Below are 20,425 nucleotides of genomic sequence, written 5' to 3' on the forward strand. Positions count from 1 at the left end.
TTTATTTTTTTTTCTTTTTACTTGGTCAATATGCCCCAAATAAAATGAATAAATTTGAAATCATCATTTTTCCTATTTTGCATTTTATGGTTGATTGACAGCCTTAAAATAATAACATAAAGAAAAATAGGGGATTCTCCGAAGGATTATTCAATGAAATTTATACTAAAATTAAACTTATTATTGGTTTTATTATCAGTTTCCATCTATTCTGAAGCACCGGAAGATGAGTTAAACAGTGTTAAGGTTATTATTTCAGGGACAAAAGAGGCTGAGGGCGGTCCCTGGGGCAAAGAAGCTGATGATAAAAAAGCCTTTAAAGACGTAAGGATTTTTGATGAAATCAGCGAAGAGTATTCGAAAGAGCTTCTGAAGGATGCTGCTAAGAATTTCAACGAATCTTTTTCAGGCTTTCAAAAAGCCAGAGAAGTAGCTCGTAAAAAACAGGAAGAATTCGAAAAAGAAGAAAAATACTATCGTCCGGAAGAAGGTGGATGGCGAAAAAGAGAGGATGAAGAGAAAGAAAAAAGGGTAACGGAAAAAATCATTATTCAGGGTCGAAAGGCTGCCATCGCCAGTTTGATAAAAGCTATGAAAACCATGGATAAAATCCAGAACCCCAGTGTCGAAAAAAATAATGTATACCTCGATCTGAAAGCCAGTATCTACCGGGAATATATTAAGCATCAATTCGCACTCAAGAATTATCAGCAAACAGCCGGAATCCTGGAAAAATATCTGAAATTAGGGGAAGATTATGAAAAAGAACCTCATCCCCATAAAATGCTGGCCATGTGCTATGAATTTAATCAAAAATATGCAGCCAAATACAAGGAAAAATCTGTTTATGAACACTATAAAAATTTAAAATACGAACAGCTTTTAAGGTATACCGAACTGGCATACGGAAAAGACTCCAGTCAGTATGACAGGGTTTTAAAGAAAATCAGTCGTAATTAATTTCTCGCCACGCCTGTGATTGAAGTCACAGGTTTTCTTCTTCTACAGGAATCCCCAGACGTTTCTTTAATTCAATATTTTCTTTATACAAAGCTTTTATTTCTTCAATAGTATATCTGGAAAGTTTTTCATGGGCATTGATGATTTTATTCATCTCGATTTCTTCGAGCCGGGAAAACTGCAGGGCTTTCTCTGTAGCTTCTTTATCTGTTAAAGCGTCTTTTAGTTCAGCTTCCCTCAGACGATCCAATTGCTCATTGGCCTGGATTCGCTTATGAAGTTCCATGATTTCGTGGTCACGGTAGTCATTTAAATTTTTTACTGCATCGCTAATTTTGCGATTAAAACCCCTTAAACCTACCTCATAATTTAAAAGTTTCTCCAGTGCATGTATTGTTTCTTCAGAATTCTTATTTTCCCGCTTAGCCAATTCAAATATACCTTCTAACTGGTCTAAGCCGGGGTTTCCATTGGCAAGTTCAATGGTTACCTGCCTGTAGTATTCTAAAAGAAAACACCTATCAATCAAGCCTCTGAGTAACACAGGTCGCAAGGGAGAACCCAGAACAATAAAGCGGTAACCTATGCTTTCATCTTCCAGAGGATTTTCTTCGGAACTTGAAATAATGATGGTTGTGGATACAGCAGGATGAGAATTAAAGAAATTTACAACTTCTGTTTTTTTTTGTATCCACTGATCAGGTGTAATTTCAAAATAAACAAGGTTTATTTCATCTATTGGATAATGAACATCTTTATAGTTACTATGATTGCACTCATGTAACCTTATTTCAACTTTATCATTTCTCCAAAGCTCGAAAGGAAAGCTATTATTTTCGGAAATATGCCAGATGTTAGAAACTTTCACTCTTACCTCTTTCCCTGTTTTGCAATTACTGGATATAGTTTCAAGAATTTATTATAATTCCAGCATTATTTTCTTTCAGTCCTCAGGATTCATCCTTTCGAAAAAACATCCGGATGAAATGGCGAAGCTTTAAATAGTAAAAATACAGGTTGCGAAAAAGAAATATAAGAGGAAAAAAGACAGGTCGGATATATTTCCATAGGAAAGTAAAAATTCGCCCAATTGGTGAGAATATTTTGCTAAAAAAATGGGAAACAGGTTGTAACTTTTTTAGTAAAGCCAGGTAGGCTTTTCCCCAAAGGGTATCTTTAAGGGTTATATCAGTTCGACTGAGCATGATATAAATACTCAAAATAGCAATGGTAATATTGGCCAGCCAGGGTCCTATCCAATCCGGAACTTTGGGATTATAGGAAATATTTTCCCCGGCTATAAAAAGTGCATAGTAAATAAACAGAAAAATCACAGCAAGGGTAAAACTCATTCCTTTTCCGGATCTTTTTACAACAAGTCCCAGAGGAAAGGAAAGAAAGAAGAAAATTTGACAGGAAATTGGCATAGCCACACGACGGTTTATTTCAATATTGAAAGCGGTAATGGTTTTTTGTGAATCTTTTAATAGTTTAGTAAGTTGTGTATAGACAGCAAATCGATTGGATAACTCTTCCGGGCTGAGACTTTTTTCAGCTGCACCCTTGATAATTTCCAGCTTCATCTGGAGAATCAGATCCTTGAGACCCTTGATGCCCTTAATACTGAGTCCGTATTCTTTTAAAATTTCTAGACCGGGAATTTTTTCCAGACCCTCACTCTGAATACTATTTCGAATATGGAATAGCATAGGAAAAGAAAAGGTTTCAGGTTTTACATTCAAATTCATTATACGGCTTTCATTGCTTTTGCTGGGAAGATTATAATCCATCTCTCCGTTTAAAAAATTTACAATAGAAAAACCGTTTCGTTTTTCATCCCATTCCACAAGAAATCCTTCCTGAAGACGGATAGATTTTTCATACTTTCCATTTGAGTTTAATTTCTCTATGGTATAACCTTTTTTTGCAGAAATAATCTGGGTTATTCTCGAACCTCCCATGGGAATCATTTGATTATTATGCCTTATATATTCATTTCCTTCTAAAAAAATTTCCCACTCTCGAATTTGGACCCCCCGTAATTGGCCTGTCTCACGATTTAAACCTTCTGTATACATAGTTCTGGCTCTGGATTGAAAAGTCTCCTGGTGATTATCTCCACTAAATTGTCCCGGAGTCACGGCCAACATGGGATTGTAGGCTACAATCCAGTTATTAAACTCATCCATTTTCATAGTATTACGGGGAACAACTTCAAAATTTAAATAAGCAACTAAAAGAGCCATGATAAACCCAAAAAATAGGAAATTAGAATAAATCTTTCCAAAGCTCACACCGGCAGAACGCATGGCGGTTATTTCGGAGTCACCGGATAACCTACCGGCAGCCATGATTCCACTCATCAGGCAGGCCATAGGTATCGTATTGGGAAGAGTATTTATTACAACATAAGAAAAGTAGTCCAAAAGACGAATGGGATCTACTCCCTTTCCGACGATAAGCCCTACCATCTTCTGGAGAGCCATCGCCATATAGATCATGGTGAAAAAAGAAAGTGCCACCACAAAAGGACCAATAATTTCAGTAAAGATGTATAAATTTAATACCGGAATCCATTTATAAGGACTCCATCGATGAACATCCGTGTGAACTTTAAAATCGGCAGGAAGATCACTGACAGAGGAAAGGCGAACTGTCCTGAGATCGCTTCCTTTTTTTGTATTACTATCATCGACTCCACTCATTGCTTTCAGATTTTACAAGAAAAGTTTTTTGTCTATCAAAATATATTCCAATCCCTGTAAACCTGAGCTTTTGAAATTTTCGATTTGCAATTTTACCATATCCTTATGCTCTGGTAATAGATGAGGATAAGCGTCTTACTTTATGCAAGAAGAAATTAATTCAGAACTGACAAGAGCCATAGACAAATTAAAAAAGCTGCCGGAGGAAAATCAAAGACAGGTGATTGAATTCATTGATTTTCTTTCCCTTATCAATATACCTTCACAATCCGAAGAAAATTCTTAACTATATATATTCCATAAATTCACAATGAGGAAAGCGGGAACACTGTTGATATTTCTTTCCCCGACCTGTGTTTTTTACTTTTATCTCTCCCTTATTACATAAAGGACAGAGGTTTTTCTTTTCAGGTTCTGATTCCAAATTATTCTTTTTTGTTGTAAATGGCTTTTTTTTTGTCTGAACTAAACATTTCTGAAGAGATGAATAAAAGTCTTTTATCAGTTGCAAACGTTCAAGCTTTTTCATTTCAACTAAATCCAACTTTTTTTCGATAGAAGCTGTAAACTTTTCATCTATAAATTCTATAAAATTCTCACATAATCTTGTATTTACAAGTAAACCTAACTCTTCCGGCAATAGATAATTTTTCTCTTTTCGAATATACTTACGTTTGAATAAAACATTTAAACTCGAAGCATAGGTGGAAGGCCGACCCACTCCACTTGATTCCATTTTCCTTATAATTGTTGCTTCCGTAAAAGGAATTGGGGCCTCAGTATTTTTTTTCTCCCAAAAAAACTTTTCCACAACATATTCCTTACCCTTTTCTAAATGATGTGGTTTCTCTTTTTTCTTATTTTCTCCTGTAAATACAGTGAAACCCTCAAAAACAACTTCCTTTTGCTTATTTAAAAAATAATAATCTTTTCTTTTAGAAAGATATTTATATTCCACACTTTGCTCCGCGGCCATCCCTGATACAACAAATCTTTCCCAGATTAATTTATATAAATCTAATAAATCTTTAGGTAACTTATTTGTATAATTCTTAGGCTCCCGGCTTATGCTTACCGGACGGATGGCTTCATGAGCATCCTGAATATTTCCTTTTTTGGATTTTCTTTGCATAAGACCTATGAACACTTTACCAAATTGTTTTTCGATATAAATACGCCTTTTTAAAGCCGCTTCTTCACTAATTCGAACAGAATCCGTTCTCATATATGTTATAAAACCCAATCTTCCTTCTCCGGCTATATCAACTCCTTCATATAGTTTCTGTGCGAGTAACATAGTTTTGTTGGCCGGAAATTTTAACCTGCGATAGGCTTCTTGTTGCAGGGTAGATGTAGTAAAAGGTGGAGGTGGATACCGTGTTTTCTTTTCTGATTGGATATCAACAACTTTTAATTTTACTTCTGTTTCATTTTTTTCTAATTTGTTTAAATCTTTTATAATATCCTCCACCTGTTTCTGAGAAGATAAATGTAATGTTTTTAAAGAAGTATCAACAGGTTCGACTAATAGAAATAACAGACCCTCTCTAAGTTCAGCACTTACCTCATAGTATTCCTCGGTAGCAAATTCCTCTATTTCCTTTTGTCTATCACAAATCCACTTTAATACAGTAGATTGAACCCTTCCTGCCGATAAACCTGAACGTATATCCCAGAGCAGAGGACTTACTGAATAACCCATAAGTCTATCGATGATTCTTCTCGCTAATTGCGCTTCGACCAGATCCAAATTTAGCTTTCCAGGATTTTGTAACTCTTTCTTTAATGCTTTCTTACTGATCTCTTTTAAAGTAATTCGCTGGAATAATGCAACGCCACTCTCCTGCAAAAAATTCTTTATGTGAAAGGCAATAGCTTCTCCTTCCCTATCCGGATCGGTAGCCAAAATAACAGAAGACGAAATTCTTGCTTCCTTAAGAAGTTGTCGTAAAATCTTTTCCTTCCCCTGAATAATTTCAAATTCAGGATGAAAAGAATTCTTTATATCAACTCCCATCACATGGGAGGGAAGATCCTGAGTATGACCGTAAGTTGCTAAAACTCGATAGTCTTCCCCCAGATAAGATTGGATTGTTTTTGCCTTAGAAGGAGATTCTACTACCAGTAATACCCGCTTTTTCATTTCGGTCAGAATAAAAAATCTCCTCTTACTGAAAAGAAGAACTTGTATTTTGTAAGCCTTTACAATAAGGTTTTTAAAGTTATGAAAAAAAAAATTCCCCTGAAGCTTTTCCGTAAGGAAAGACATGCCTCCGGTTTTAAAGTTAGAGAGTCAGAAAAAATCTTTCGAAAAAATTACGAAGAACGCTCCATGAATATGGAGAGAAAAATTAATAAGATTCGTTACTTCTTTTGCGGTATTTTTCTCGTGACAGCTTTTTCGGCCTATAAAAACGGAAGTCAAAAAGCTGTATACACTTCGCTTTTCGTAACTGCTATCGTATATTTAATAAACACAATTACCTGGCATATCGTTTTAAACAAAATATCCTACAGGAATTGGATACGTTATGTTACAACTACTCTCGATTTACTGGTAGTTTTTTTTGCAAAATTCGGATTTAGCTTTGATCCCTTCCTGGGCTGGGGAACTGCCATTAAAGAGCCGGCCTCTTTTGATGCTTTTTTCTTATTTATTATCCTTGCCGGACTTAGACTTGATAAAAAGTTTTCCCTTTTCACAGGGATACTATCTGCCATACTTTATATAACTCTTCTTTCTTTATCCCTGGCAAGCGGACATATGCATTTTAGTAACAGCTTTAAAGAGTTTTTCACTCATAATACTCTTCGTTTTCCTACTGAATTTGCAAAAATTATCTTTCTGCTTTTTGGATCGTATATTATTTCCATTCTGGCCAACGATACTCGAAGTTACCTGGGAAAGCTTTCTGAATCAGAATCCAGAGCCAACCATAATAATCAATTAATGGAAGATATATTTGAAAAAGTTGAAGATATTTCCGGAACTCTTCGGGCTATGGTACTAAACCTCGAACAAAGCACAGCCTCCCTACAGATGAATGTGTTGGAACAGGAGGAATACCTCAAGCAGGATGAAGTAGAAGTTTTTAAAATTCATAAAGATGGAAAAGAAGTAACCGAAATTACCTCTGCCCAGTTACAGCTTATCACAAATATACTCCATAGAGTTGAAAACTCGGTAGCTTCTATTCAGGATATACAAAAGAATAGTTTTGAAGCCCTAAAAAAAGCCGAAAAAGCCTGGAGTAGCACAATGGAAAGTAAAAATTTCTTAGAAAAAACGGTTCAAGTTGTTAACGAGATGAAATCTCAATCTGAAAAGATAATCAATATTTCCAATACTATCAATGAAATTTCAGATAGAACAAATCTTCTTTCTCTGAATGCTTCTATTGAAGCAGCAAGAGCCGGAGAACACGGAAGAGGATTTTCTGTCGTAGCCTATGAAGTCCAAAAACTCGCTGACCAGAGTCTTGGTTCTTCAAGAGAGATTAGCTCGATTATCAATGCAACGGTAAAAAATATTGAGAATGCCTCAAAGATGATTCAATCTACATTTGATAAATTAGTTCTGGTAGGGGAAATCACTTCCGAGAATGAAAGCTTCATTCGTAGTTTACAACAAAAGATTACCGAACAGGAAAAAGCAAACTTTAAGATTAAAAATGAAATTGGAAATGTAACTGACATTTCCGAAAACATTGCTTCTCTTGCCAAAGGTCAAAAGGGTGCCATGGAAGAATGGAAAACCAGAAATGAAAAGAAAACAGAAATGGGCGAAGAAACCCTGCATATTTCATCCAAATTAAAAGAACTATCTCATACTCTTGAAATCCATGCAAACAAATTACATGAACTGGTTCGTGGAAGGGAAAAGTTTTTAACCGAAGAAAACCGAACCAAACATGCAGGTAAGTCCTAAGTAAACGAACAAACACTGGTTTTCTTACGATTACCCAACTTTTATCGTACAAAAAGCTCAATAATTTATGCTTGATTTTTCTATACAGTTTTTTTACACTGCCGTAAATTATGTCCAGATTAGTAGTTCAAAAATTCGGTGGAACATCTGTAGGAACCCCGGAGAGAATACAAAATGTCGCAAAAAGGATTAAATCTTATTACGAAAAAGGCGACAGCGTAGTAGTTGTTGTATCTGCAATGGGTAAAACAACCGATCAGCTAATTGAACTCTCCAAGCAGGTGAATCAAAGTCCAAATAAAAGAGAAATGGATGTTCTTCTGTCCACAGGTGAACAAGTTTCCATAGCCATGTTAGCTATGGCTCTTGAAGCTATAGGTGTACCGGCTATATCCTTCACCGGCTTCCAGGTAAAGATTATTACGGATGGAAATTACTCAAATGCCAAAATCGAGATGATCTCCCGTCACAGGATAGAAGAGGCTATAGCAAAGAAGAAAGTTGTTGTCGTAGCTGGTTTTCAGGGGGTTGACAAGGATGACAACATCAATACTCTCGGGAGAGGAGGAAGTGATACTTCAGCCGTAGCTCTGGCAGCAGCCCTTGACGCCAATGAGTGTGAAATTTACACTGATGTAGATGGTGTATTCACTGCCGATCCGAATAAGGTGCAGGGAACCCGTATGCATCCACAGATCACCTATGATGAAATGTTAGAATTAGCCAGTTTAGGTGCCGGCGTACTACATTCCAGAAGTGTAGAATTCGCAAAAAATTACAATGTTGTAATACATGTGCGTTCCAGCTTTAACGACAAGCCGGGAACCTTAGTCTTGAGTGAGGATAAAATAGTGGAAAAACTTAGAGTAAGTGGAGTAACTGTAAAAAATGATCAGGCCAGAGTAACCATACCTAATGTACCGGACAAACCAGGTCTCGCAGCTGACCTTTTCGGAGAACTGGCCAGTTCTGATATAATTGTAGATGTAATTGTCCAATCTTCTCCCTATAATGGAAGAAACACCATAGCCTTTACAATTCCCAGAAAAGACAGCGAAGCAGCTCGAGCGATTTTGGAAAAATTTTCCAATACGCACGATACAGGCTCACCTGAAATTGATGGAAAAATTGCCATTCTTTCTGTAGTAGGTGTAGGTATGAAATCTCATGTAGGGGTTGCTGCCGGTATGTTTAAGACTCTGGCAAAGAAGTCTATAAACATTGAAATGATTTCAACATCTGAAATAAAAATTTCCTGCGTAATTAAGGAAGAAGACGCACTTACTGCCCTTCAAGAAGTCCATAGTACCTTTATAAATTAACCAGGGTAAACAAAAAACCTCTGCTGTCTGCAAACAGCAGAGGTAGTGAAGTGAGGTGCAGTTAGGAGATATTCGTAAGGAGAACAACTAAAGTATAAAACCAGATTCATTCTCTTAGTATTAAATTAGACTTCCATAATTGTATTTTGTTAAAAATAATTTAGAAAGTTTCTAAATTATTTCATTTCCCTCAGAGAAAAATTAAAACCTACCTTTTTTCCTTTTCCGGCTTTTAGGATTAGCTCTCGATAAAAATAAAAAAGGGAATGGTTTCCCATTCCCTTTGAATTAATAAATTTGAAACTATCTATCAGTTTTTAGGAGCATTAAAGAAATCTGAAGCAGAGCATCCTGCTTGTCCAACATCAATAATGTTTTTGTTGGCATCCAGACAGAATATTTGCCACCAGAGTCCGGCCTGTCCGGAACCTGCAGTATAGGTTCTTACAAGACCCTGTTTCTTAAATACCCGCACAGTAGCACCTGAGTTTGAAATCGCAGTTGCACTGGAATCTCTCTGACCTTTAGTCCAGTTGTAAACACTATAACCCCTTCTTGCCTTAGACCATGCGGATCCTTTCACTGTAACAGTTTCCGGACCATAACCGGTAACTACGTCAATATCCAGGGTCAGGTCACCACCTAATTTGGATTTATCGTTCCAAACTACCTGTTCCGGCTTAGCAGAACCGTATTCCATATGAGAGTCAAGGTCTTTTGGACTTGCATCCCAGGAAAGAACGATACGTACTTCATTATCCCCAAGGCTGGGTGAAATTAATACGTTCTGATTAGGAGGTGTATCCGGTCCTGCTGAAACCACTGTTCTGTAAGTAGTAATATAACCGGCACCACTTACTTCCATAGTATAATTCCCTGCAGGAACACTTGGAATAGCATAAGAACCATCAGAAGATGTTGTAACCGAAGAAATACCGGAAAGATAATCACCGGAAGTGCTATTCACTCCTGAACGAATTCTTACAGTTAAGCCGGCTACTCCCTGATTTGTCATAGCACTCAGCACCCTTCCTGACACGTTGGCCGGAGGTTGATATCCGGGTACCATTGTGATGATATCAAAAGTGGTAGTTGCATTGGCCTGAATGTTCACATTTCCTTCAACTGTTACATAACCTGCAGATACGAATCTAACTTTCCAGGCTCCGGCATTCACACTGAATACGTTGTATGTTGGAACATTTGTGAAAGTAGTAGGTCCTGAGGTTAAAGATGCAGGTTGAACTCCCGCAGTTGGTCTCGTTCCAAAGGTAGGATGGATAATTTCCAGATTGTAGGTTCCTGTAAAATTTACCAGGTTTCCACCGGAGGTGGTTGTTTTCACAGAACCGGTTAAGTTTCCTCTACCGCTACTGGTTACAATCTGGGCATTTACCACTGCATCACCGGTTGAAGTTACAGTAACCGGAATGTAAGTATCAATTCCGTTTTTAGAAATCTTCAAGACATAAGAACCGGGATCCACGTTGGTAAAGGTGTAGTTTCCATTTGCATCTGTAGTCACTGTAGGAACAATTTGATCGCTTCCTGCAGACAGTCTGTTTGAAGGTAAAGTACAGCTTGCAGAATCTCCGGAAGGAGCAGAAGCTAAGGTACAGTCTCTTCTCACATTGGCCTGGAACTGATTATTAGAATCCATAGTTCCCAGAGTGATAACAGCACCATCCACAGCACCGGTACTAATCGCATCTGAAACAGTTCCGGAAATCTTACGACGGGACTCGTGAAGCACATTGATTCCGTTAATTCCGGAAAGGTTAAGAACCGCGTTACCATCAGTATAGGTGTTGGTAGCAACAAGAGAGTTATCTGCCTGAACAGGAGTTGTCAGGATATGTCCCATAGGGTCTACAATCATGATCTGGTAGGAACTCTGTTTAAAGTTATAGGTTCCACCGGTTGTATCCACTGAGTTACTCACTCCAGCACCGGCAACAAAACTTGCTGCACTCAGTTTTGGGGCAGATTGATAAGCTCCAACAGCATACATAATCCTGTCGGTACTATCTACTACTCCGTCACCATTCAGATCGGTTACATTAGTAAGAGGAACTACTTTTGAATTTCCATCATAAGCAAAAGCACCACCGACTGTAACCGCAACATGAGCTACAGGATTTCCGGAACTATCGGTATTACCCAGCATTACAGCAAAAAGACCGCTTACAGAGGCATTTGGAGTATAGTTGCTGGCTCCAGAAAGCTTATCCAAAACAGTCACTGAGCCCTGAATCTGAGAACGCTTATCACTGGTTACCATGGTAATAGCAGGAACTGTAACATCCTGACCATTGAGAATCATAGTATTTACAGCTGTATTTTCATAACCGGGTGCTGAAATATAGTAATCCCATTTACCCGCAGCGGCTGCAAAAGTCAGGTTAGTTCCACTAACTTCGTAAACTTTGTTAGCATAGCTATCGTAAGTCCACGGACCATTTCCCTGATTAGTGATTATACAGGAAACCTGGTATCCATCGGCAGCACAGGCATTTTTACAGACATCGGCTGCCACGTTATTACAGGCCTGAATCATCCAGTTTTTTGCTGCGTTTCTTAAGTTTACGGTTTCTGTATCATCTCCTGGAAGCATAGTTAAATAAGCTAAGCTGGAAGGGGGCTGAACAGTAGCAGGACGGAAGTTTACCACTGCACCCGGAATCGGGTTTGGACTTCCACCAGGTCCCTGAATAGAACCGATAACATTTGACTTTTTAGGAACTACATTAACAGTACCCAGGGCAACCTCTTTATTACCTCCGCTTGGATGAGGAATGAAGTTAAAAGTAGTTGTCTGAGTAACAGAATTATTGCTGGTTATTTCAACTGTATAAACACCCTGAGGCATATTACTTCCAGATAAACTTACATTACCGGAACCTGTTTTTGTAGCAGTGGCAATTACATTACCAGCTGAATCTTTTATTTTAATGGTGTAGACAGTTGAATCGTCTCCGTATATGGCAGCATTATTTATGCTCAGGCTTACTGTAGCCGAGCTAGAGCTTGCTGCATTCCAACTTAAAGAACTATCAGAAACCGACACATTGGTTGATACGTTCTGATCATTTCCGGAAAAGGAATATTGAACTTCTGAATCCTGATTGGCAAAGGTTTGTCCCTGATTAGAAACAGAGTCTCCTTTCACAGTAATTGTGTAATTACCATTATCCAGATTAGAAGCTACATTTGTTCCTCCACTTGTACAGCTGTTGGTGTCATTGAAGCAGAACTTATAGTTTCCATTCGAGTCGGTTGTAGTAGTTGCAACTACAGTCCCTTCACCATTTTTTAACTCTACAGTAACACCAGAAAGAGCTCCGGAAGGAACATTTACACCATCTCCGCTGAAACCCGGAGTAGTCACTTTTCCTGAAATGACAGCAGGACCGGAAGTATAATAAAGTCTTTCTGCATTCATGTCATTCAAAGCTACTTCAGTTGGGTTTTGAGAAGTTGGATCGTAAGTAAATTGAAAATCCTGTTCTACGAAATTTAAACCGTTACCGGAATTAGTTAAAACCCGATAGACACCATTGTTTAAATCTTCAACATTGAAAGTATAACTACCATCTGCATTTAAGTTTGTAGTAGCCACTACAACTTCTTCTCCATTCACATTTTGAATCAGTTTCACTTCAACCTTTGTTAAATCAAGTTGGGCTCCTGTTTCAAGAACGCATTGAGGAGGATCTCCGGGTGTTTGTCCTTCTGCACAAATCGGAAGACCTCCGATAGTAGGAACAATTTTACCGGTGATTTTTGCCGGGCCATGGGTAGCCACTTCCTGTTTTGATGAAGGAACAGTATTTGTCTGTGTATTTCCATCATTATTTGTTGTTGTACCAGTTCCAGTACCGGAAGAAGTACCTGAATCGGTAGATGAATTAGAAGATGGAAGGGTTATTCCATTGGAGTCTTTTGCACCATCATCGATTCCTCCCGAACTTACCGATTCTGAGCCGGTTAGGGCCAGAGGTAAAAGAGGAATGGCTTGCTTCTTCTTACTACAACCGGAAGTAAAAGCAAGAACCAGAATGAGGATCAAAGAACCCCAAAAACTAAATTTTTTAAACATGTTGATTGTTCGCATTGTCTTTCTCCTTGTTTTTCAGTTCGCATTATTTTTCTGCATGTTAAGAGTATAACATATTGACGAGAAAAAAACAATTTCTTTTTTATGATTTACTATTTTTTTTTCAGTTTTCGGTCTGTTTTTTAGTTAAAATTTCACTTTAATTCTCCCAAACTTTGAATTTCAAACGTTTATACTTTTTTTAGAACATAAACGAAAGCTATATTCATAATTTAAACTGTTAAATAATAGTAATTGTATATACTATCAATTACAATCACTATTATATGTCAAGTAAGTCATTTTATAGTTTTTGATATTTTCTCCGATGCTCTTCTATACTGCCGGTCTGAATAATAATTCTTTTGCATGTTCCAATGCACTATTTGAAAACTTCTCTCCAGAAATCATTTTTGCTAATTCTTCAGGGCGCTCCTTTTCATCCAGTTTTTTTAATACAGATATGGTTCTCTCTCCCTGTGTTATTTTTTTAATTCTTACCTGTTCTTCCGTAACAGCTGCTACCTGCTGAAGATGGGTAATTAAAATAACCTGATTATGCTTTGCCAGTTTCTTTACTCTTGAGGCCAACACTCTGGCTGTTTCTCCCCCAATACCCGCGTCGATTTCATCAAAAACTAATAATCTTCCACTATGCTTCTTCTCCATAATACACTTGATAGCCAACATTAAGCGAGAGGCTTCTCCACCCGAAGCGACTTTTTTTAAAGATTGAAGCTTTTCTCCCTTATTGGCAGTGAAGAAAAATTCGATGGAATCCAGTCCTGTATCTTTCAAACGATACATTTTCCCCTGTTCAGAAACTTCCCCTTCCTCAGAAGCTTCCCATTGCAATCGGACAGTAAAAGAAGCGTCTCTCATTCCGAGTGCAAGCAGTTCTTCTTTCATTTCTTTCTCTAATTGAGTGATGGCTTTCTTTCTCTTTACACTCAATTCAAGAGCTAATTCTGCCAGTTTTTTGATTTGAACCTGTAATTCCTTTTGCAAATTTCCATTTGTAGAATCTTCTGTACTCAATTTTTCTAAATCTTCTTCTAACTTATCCTGGTATTGAACAAGTCCTGTGAGATCCATCCTGTATTTCTTTTTAAGCCTGTTTATCTCATTCAAACGCTTTTGAATAGCATCCAGTTGTTCCTGGGAATAAAAAATATCTTCACTCTTTTCTTGAACCTGGGCATAGACTTCTTTTAAACCAGAATAAATCCCCTGTATTTCTTCATAGCAGGCTGCAAACTCCGGATCGATACTTTCTATCTTTGAGGCTGTCGCTGCGATTTTTGACATAAGCTGAATGAGATTATCATCTGAATCATGCAAATGATAGGATAGGAATGAGTAATTCTCTGAAAGCTTTTCAGCATGAATCAGTCTATTTTCTTCTATAGAAAGAGTATTCTCTTCTTCCGGTTCTAATTTAGCAGAAGATAATTCTTCTAATTGGAAGCGCAAATTTTCTATGTGCTTTAGCCTCTCCTCTCCCGCTTTTTCAAATTGCTCAATATGACGTTTTAAAGAAACATAGGCTCGATAAGAAAGGCTAAAGTCTTCCCTTAAGCCCTCCAGATCGGCATATGCATCCAATAGATTTAACTGCTCTTCTTTTTGAAATAATGCAAGCTGATCATTTTGTCTATGGATTTCAGAAAGCATACTTCCCAATTCTTTTAATAGGGAAAGAGGGCTGAGAGAACCCCCAATTTGTATCCGAGATCGACCCTCGGAGTTCAGCTCTTTTCTTAAAATAATTTCTCCATCTTCTTCCTCAAAACCTTTTTCGGCGAGCCAGCTTCTGACTGGATTATTCTTACTAACATCAAATATGGCTTCGAGTATATATTTTTTAGCACCTGTACGTATATTTCCCGTATGACACCTTCCACCGAGAATTGAGGAAATGGAATCTAAGAAAAGTGACTTACCTGAACCTGATTCTCCCGTGATAGAAATTAGACCTGAGGAGAAATCCAATTCAGCACTTTCGATAAGAGCAAAGTCTTTAACCGTTAAACGCTTTAACATGCAAGCCCCCTATAACTTACATTTTTATTACTATACATTTTTATGCAAGTATTTTTTTAGTATTTTATATATCTGTGATTTTGTATAATTCCTTTAATACTTTTAATAAGAAATCGGGCACGAAAAACGTACCCGAAAAGAAGTATATCAGGTATCTCGAAATTTATGAACGATATGCGTTACTACTCCCCAGATATTAATTCCGGGTTCTGAAGTAACTTCTATAGGTGAGATGTCCTCCGGATGCTTTTCAAGAAAAACACGGTTTTTCTTGCGTATAAACCTTTTCAACATAAACTCTCTATTGGCAACCGCTAAAACCAGGTCTTTGCTACGCGGTTTAATGCTGCAATTGACAAATAAGAGATCTCCGCTGTATACACTTGCCCGGGACATTGCATTGCCCATTACTTTTACCAGAAAAGTATGGGGTCTATCTTTTACAAGATAGGAATTTATATCCATATTCTCCTCGGTTTTTACATCAACCGGGCTATTCATTCCCTCGATAAGATTCACAGAAAAAATCGGCAGTTCCATGAATCCTATTTTCAAGGACTGGTTTCACTTGTCAACAACTTAATATATTTTTAGTATATTTTTGCTTGCATTTAATTAAAAAAATTCAAAATCTCTTTGTATAAGAAAGATTATACTCGGTTCCTTTCTTCTTTATCCCGGATGAATAATACTCAGGCGCTATATCAAAATCCTAACCGAGAGGTTTCATCAAGCTTTCGTTGGAATTTATCGTTCATTATGATGGGTTAATTCTAAAAAAGACAATTTATACGGTCTATAATAGGAATCCAAATTTAGCTCAATTATTCGATTATTATTAGGTAGTGTATACAGAAGTCTATAATCACCTGAATATATTCGCTTATCACCATATATCTTCTCTTCTCCGAGTAAAATTCCTCTTTCATTATAGGTAAATCGAATTCTGGACACTCCGGAAGAAAGAGGTTTACCGGCAAGATCTATAAAAACTTTTTCTTTAAGCAGTGTACGTTTGTTAGATTTTTGCTTATAATACATATATTTAATTTCACTTACCTGTCCTGCATTCTGAGATTTTTGATTATTCTTATCCAGATAAATTTCTGATACAAGTTTTCCCTCACTATCATAGTTAAATACCTTTTTACAGGCCTCTGTTTCTAAGAAAGCTCCATCTCTTCCGTAGTATTCTTCTTTAATTTTTCTTCCTTTTTCATCGTATAGATACGTATACTTTGCGATTCGGAAAAATCTATCGGAATAAAGTTTATTCTTATGATCAAAATAGGCTTCACCGAGTTTTTCTCCGGAAGAACTGTAGCTGTACAACTTAAATGCAATTCCTTCTTTAATAAGTTCATCATTCCTATTATAGAATTTTTCTTCGATTCGTTTTGATTTTGAATCATATTTATAACGAATCCGGGCATAACCATAAGAATTTTCAAGCGGTTTCCCATCTCCATTAAAATACCGTGTATCTATTAAATTTTTATCTCTATAGGTGTTTTTTATAATTGCAATCCTTTCTTCATCCTGTAGAAGTTTATCCTCTTCATTATATAACCTTGTTTCCAATAATTTGTCTTCTTGATATGTAAAGGTATATTTGGCAATACCTTCCTGACCGGGAGTTAATTTGTTTTTTTCATTGTAGTATGCTTCTAATATTCTGTACGCACCTTTATATTTATATTCGTATTTAGCGATTCCCCACTTATCTTTTTTGAAGTTTTCAGAATCATCGTAATAGGATTTTTCAATCAGGTTTCCATTTAGAAATTTATACTTTATTTTAAAAATCCCTTCTTCATTTACTATCTTTTGCGTATACTTCTCATCTTTATAAAAGGATTCTTCCATAGAATAGAGTAAGGATCCAGTTCTTTTTATAAAGATTGTAGTTCCGATTTTATCAGCTTTATCCTTATATTCCGTCTTATTTAATAACAGTAGATTTTTATCGTAGACTTCCTTGTAGAACTTTTGTCCACCTGAATATTTTAATATTATTTTATTTTTCTCTATACTAAGACCATGTTCAAATATAAACTCTCCTTTCAGATTATATTGAGAAGCTTTGAAATAACTTTTCCCGTAATCAAAAGAGATCCTCGCAATTCCGTTTACATCTGCTTTTATGTATTCTCTGGCATCGGTTATTGTAAAAAAAGCTTCTTCTATTTTCCGTTGTTTCGTATCATAGAGTATTCGTATATACTTATTATCTCGATCTTGACCTATTAAATATTTTTCGTAACGTATTGAATTTTCCGGAACTCTCGTAGAAATTAAAAAGTCACCCGTAAAATCTCCTACAATATAAGGTTTTTGCTTTTCTCGATTACTTTTTTTAATATACTTTCTCATTTTTTTATCTACATAGTTTTTCAAATCCTGAAATGTCAGATACTCATACAAACCTCCTTCTTTTTGAAATCCTCCGTTTAAACCCTCTACCAAAAAATGAGAAAATATTCCTGAATTTAATTCATTATCCTCATATGAATAATCACCGGGACTGGTTCCTACCATAATTGCCCAGCCTTTTGCATTCACAGCTTCTTCCCGTATTTTACTAAAGCTTTGAGATTTCCTTACATTTTTTTTGCCCTCTTCGAGTTGCTCCCTACAGGCATCTACAAAGAATACCACCTGCCCGATCCCCTTATCTTTTGCCTGTTTGATAAGACTGGTTAAGTTCAGGACTTCCTTATTTTGCTTTACATCTGAATTTAAGGTTGCTACCACATTTTCCCCTTTAACATTCATAAAACCGTGTCCGGAAAAGTAAATGAGCAGTAAGGAAGGATTCTTATCTATAAGTCTTTTGTATTGTTTCATTATATTATTGTAATAGGGTTTCAGAGAGTCCTTTTCTTGAAAGTCATTCATAAGCACAACTTCCTGAAACTCCCCTACCTGTTTTAAAGAAAGATACATTTTCTTTGCATCACCCGCAGCAAACTTGAGTCTATTCATATTCAGATAATCATTCACCCCGATTACAAGAGCATATCTGGCTGAGTTTTTCCACTCCTGGATTTCTTGTTTTGTTTTTAAATATAGTCCCTTACTAGTTGTTACAGGCTTTTCTTCTGCAAATATGGATAAGAAATATGTAAAAATACTGATAAATAAAATCAAAAACTTCATAATAAACCTCAAAAAGAGAATGTGAATTTCGCTATAGCATACTGTTCTCGGTAGAGTTCTTTTTGATCTACTTTATAAGTATGACTGAATAATTGAAATTGAAAAGGAAGTTTAAGTTCCTTTTCCCCGGAAAGATAATAGGCATCTGCAAGGTTAGTAATATATACCAGACCTAAAAGTATGCTTGCATTATTAAGATTTTTTTCAGCTAACCTGTACGGTGCTTTATTGTTTTCCAATAAAGCTGTATTAATGTAGTATGTATTCAAGGTTTCACTGGCCATAAAAAAAGGAGTCTTATCATAAGCTGATTTCTTGTCTAAAAAATCTTTTCTCTTAAAATAGTAATACAAAAAACTACCCACAAATAAAGTATTATATACATAACCCGAAGTATGCCTATTGTCATAGTGTTGTCCCCAGCCCGGGAAAACAGCCGAACGCCAGAGGTATTTCATATTGCTTTTTTGTCTCGTATCAATACCAAGACTGTGATTTTTTAAGTCTTTATTAAAACTGAGTATTTTATCATCTACTTCTTTTAAGTCCTTGACTATAAAGCTTTTAGAAAATTCCACCCTCTTCTCTTTGATATTAATAACAAAAAAGCGTATAATAAAACTTCCATCTTCTTTTTTACTAATATTTCCATCTACAATTTTGTCCAGCTTTAATAGTTTGCCTATCAGTATCGTACATGAGATTCCTTTACAACCTTTTAATCGTTCCCTGTTCAGGTCAATCACCGTATTTACTTTGTTCTCCGGTATGAGTTCTGCATATATTTTGGCTTTTCCTAACTCCTTTCTAAACTTATCAGAAAAGTCCTTTGCCTTGAATTCTTCAATGCCATTGTAGTCAAGATTAAGAACTCCGACCTTATATTCTTCTGTTGCCAATAGATAAGTCGAGAATAGTAAAGATATAAGGAATATAAGAATATAGCTAAATATCTTATTTATCTTTAAGATAGATTTTTTCATCTCTTAGCCTTGCCTCTTCTATTTTTTCTTGATACAATGAAGATGTATAATAATCCTCAAGCCTTATAAGCGAATTCTCCTGCTTATAAATAGAAATTCGTTTTTGCATATAATCTCTTGTTTCACAAATGGGCTTATTTTTTTTAGTGATAGAATCTCTATCTCTGTCCTTATAAAGACTTAACCAAATATTATCAGCATATACTTTTTCTTCTTCAAAAGCATAGAGTAAATAACAGGAACTCAGTTCCTCCTGCCTTGTCCTGTCTCCTTCTGCATCGGCCTTTTCTATAGCTTTTTGTAGAGGAAACAGATTTTCCTTTAGTTTTGTAAGCTTAATTCTTCGTAAGTGAACTTTCTTTAATATATAATTTTTCTTACAAATTAAATGTGCGGACTCCTGCCCGGCTACCTGAAAAGGACAGGTATATTCGTACCCATTGTTCAAATTTAAGGCAGCTTTACTAACCCTGGTATATACACAGGATGAAAATAAAATGAATAAGAAACAGATTTTACATCTCATGAAAGGATTCCTTTAGGGAAGTATCAATACTTTCTCGGATAAATAGCTCCAAATTGGCTTTAGTAAACTGACTTAAAAGGAATTTAGAAGAATACAGACGTATTTTATTTGACTTGTGATTTGAATATTTTGGTGTATCGAATAAAAATAGAATATTATAAGAATATTGATTTTCAAAATACCAGGGCGAGCCAAGATCTATATACCAGAGGTCTAAGAGTAAAAGTGTGTATATGAAATTAAAATAGGAAAGTTCCGGAACCCTCGTAGAATAGTCCAATTCCAATTTTTCTTGATCTATTGTTATCACCATATCAATCCCGGAAAGCTGTAGCCAGTTTTGAAAGTCATCTTTTTTTTCTCCCGAATCAGGCATGATGAGTCCGAGACTCGAAGGAGAAACGTATCGGAATTGCAGGTTCTCTTGCCTATATTTATCCTGAAAATATTTTTGAAAATATTGTCCGTAGATATCATTCAGTTCAAAGGTTTGCAGGTCGGGAAGTTTTTCTTCTTTGTGATAGATAGCAGCCTGCCTGGAATTCAAATAGACTCTGTCCTTTTTCTCTATGCCCCTTACAAAAACCGTAAATGTCTTTGCAGACTTTACACGAGTCCATTCTTCCGTATTCAAGTTTTGAAATTTAGAAGAAGAACAGGATATAAGAAAAAGAAAGATTAGAAAAGCAAGTTGTCTCATAAG

At 36.3% G+C, this 20,425-nt stretch carries 14 protein-coding genes; 4 read left to right on the forward strand and 10 right to left on the reverse strand.

Features of this window, described 5'->3' with window-relative positions:
- The first annotated feature begins 153 nt into the window (after positions 1 to 153).
- The gene (locus H7A25_23820; protein MCP5502950.1) at positions 154 to 960 is read left to right on the forward strand and encodes a hypothetical protein; all 807 of its coding nucleotides are present in this window, start codon (positions 154 to 156) and stop codon (positions 958 to 960) included.
- A 25-nt stretch (positions 961 to 985) separates the two neighbouring features.
- Here H7A25_23820 and H7A25_23825 read toward each other — a convergent pair whose 3' ends face one another.
- Positions 986 to 1,828, reverse strand: a complete 843-nt coding sequence (locus H7A25_23825; GenBank protein ID MCP5502951.1) for a hypothetical protein — start codon at positions 1,826 to 1,828, stop codon at positions 986 to 988.
- Positions 1,829 to 1,910: 82 nt separating this feature from the next.
- Positions 1,911 to 3,665, reverse strand: coding sequence for an LptF/LptG family permease (locus H7A25_23830; GenBank protein MCP5502952.1), 1,755 nt, complete (start codon positions 3,663 to 3,665; stop codon positions 1,911 to 1,913).
- 142 nt (positions 3,666 to 3,807) lie between these two features.
- Here H7A25_23830 and H7A25_23835 point away from each other — a divergent pair, with 142 nt between their 5' ends.
- On the forward strand, positions 3,808 to 3,951 hold the full coding sequence (locus H7A25_23835) for a hypothetical protein (protein ID MCP5502953.1): 144 nt from the start codon (positions 3,808 to 3,810) through the stop codon (positions 3,949 to 3,951).
- On the opposite strand, the gene topA is transcribed toward H7A25_23835, so the two are convergent.
- Positions 3,952 to 5,808, reverse strand: a complete 1,857-nt coding sequence (topA, locus tag H7A25_23840; GenBank protein ID MCP5502954.1) for a type I DNA topoisomerase — start codon at positions 5,806 to 5,808, stop codon at positions 3,952 to 3,954. It lies immediately after the preceding gene.
- Between the two features lie 81 nt (positions 5,809 to 5,889).
- On the opposite strand from topA, the gene H7A25_23845 reads away from it, so the two are divergent.
- Together H7A25_23845 and H7A25_23850 are read left to right on the forward strand one after the other, a co-directional pair.
- The gene (locus H7A25_23845) at positions 5,890 to 7,593 is read left to right on the forward strand and encodes a hypothetical protein (GenBank protein ID MCP5502955.1); all 1,704 of its coding nucleotides are present in this window, start codon (positions 5,890 to 5,892) and stop codon (positions 7,591 to 7,593) included.
- Between the two features lie 110 nt (positions 7,594 to 7,703).
- On the forward strand, positions 7,704 to 8,915 hold the full coding sequence (locus H7A25_23850; protein MCP5502956.1) for an aspartate kinase: 1,212 nt from the start codon (positions 7,704 to 7,706) through the stop codon (positions 8,913 to 8,915).
- Between the two features lie 310 nt (positions 8,916 to 9,225).
- Here H7A25_23850 and H7A25_23855 read toward each other — a convergent pair whose 3' ends face one another.
- From H7A25_23855 to H7A25_23885, 7 genes are all read right to left on the reverse strand, one after another.
- Entirely contained in the window at positions 9,226 to 13,029 is a 3,804-nt protein-coding gene (locus H7A25_23855) for a carboxypeptidase regulatory-like domain-containing protein (GenBank protein MCP5502957.1), read from the reverse strand.
- A gap of 318 nt (positions 13,030 to 13,347) precedes the next feature.
- Positions 13,348 to 15,054 (reverse strand): DNA repair protein RecN, encoded by a 1,707-nt coding sequence (recN, locus tag H7A25_23860; protein MCP5502958.1) that lies wholly within the window; start codon positions 15,052 to 15,054, stop codon positions 13,348 to 13,350.
- Positions 15,055 to 15,201: 147 nt separating this feature from the next.
- Positions 15,202 to 15,594: a hypothetical protein gene (locus tag H7A25_23865; protein ID MCP5502959.1), complete on the reverse strand. Its 393-nt coding sequence runs from the start codon at positions 15,592 to 15,594 to the stop codon at positions 15,202 to 15,204.
- A gap of 207 nt (positions 15,595 to 15,801) precedes the next feature.
- Positions 15,802 to 18,213, reverse strand: coding sequence for a caspase family protein (locus tag H7A25_23870; GenBank protein MCP5502960.1), 2,412 nt, complete (start codon positions 18,211 to 18,213; stop codon positions 15,802 to 15,804).
- A gap of 8 nt (positions 18,214 to 18,221) precedes the next feature.
- Positions 18,222 to 19,196 carry a hypothetical protein gene (locus tag H7A25_23875; GenBank protein ID MCP5502961.1) on the reverse strand — a complete coding sequence of 325 codons (975 nt, stop codon included), beginning with the start codon at positions 19,194 to 19,196 and terminating at the stop codon, positions 18,222 to 18,224.
- The gene (locus tag H7A25_23880; protein ID MCP5502962.1) at positions 19,168 to 19,722 is read right to left on the reverse strand and encodes a hypothetical protein; all 555 of its coding nucleotides are present in this window, start codon (positions 19,720 to 19,722) and stop codon (positions 19,168 to 19,170) included. The genes H7A25_23875 and H7A25_23880 overlap by 29 nt, the downstream gene beginning before the upstream one ends.
- Positions 19,712 to 20,422, reverse strand: a complete 711-nt coding sequence (locus H7A25_23885; GenBank protein MCP5502963.1) for a hypothetical protein — start codon at positions 20,420 to 20,422, stop codon at positions 19,712 to 19,714. The genes H7A25_23880 and H7A25_23885 overlap by 11 nt, the downstream gene beginning before the upstream one ends.
- Positions 20,423 to 20,425: the final 3 nt, after the last annotated feature.

The sequence above is a fragment of the Leptospiraceae bacterium genome, assembly GCA_024233835.1.
Taxonomy (GTDB): domain Bacteria; phylum Spirochaetota; class Leptospiria; order Leptospirales; family Leptospiraceae; genus JACKPC01.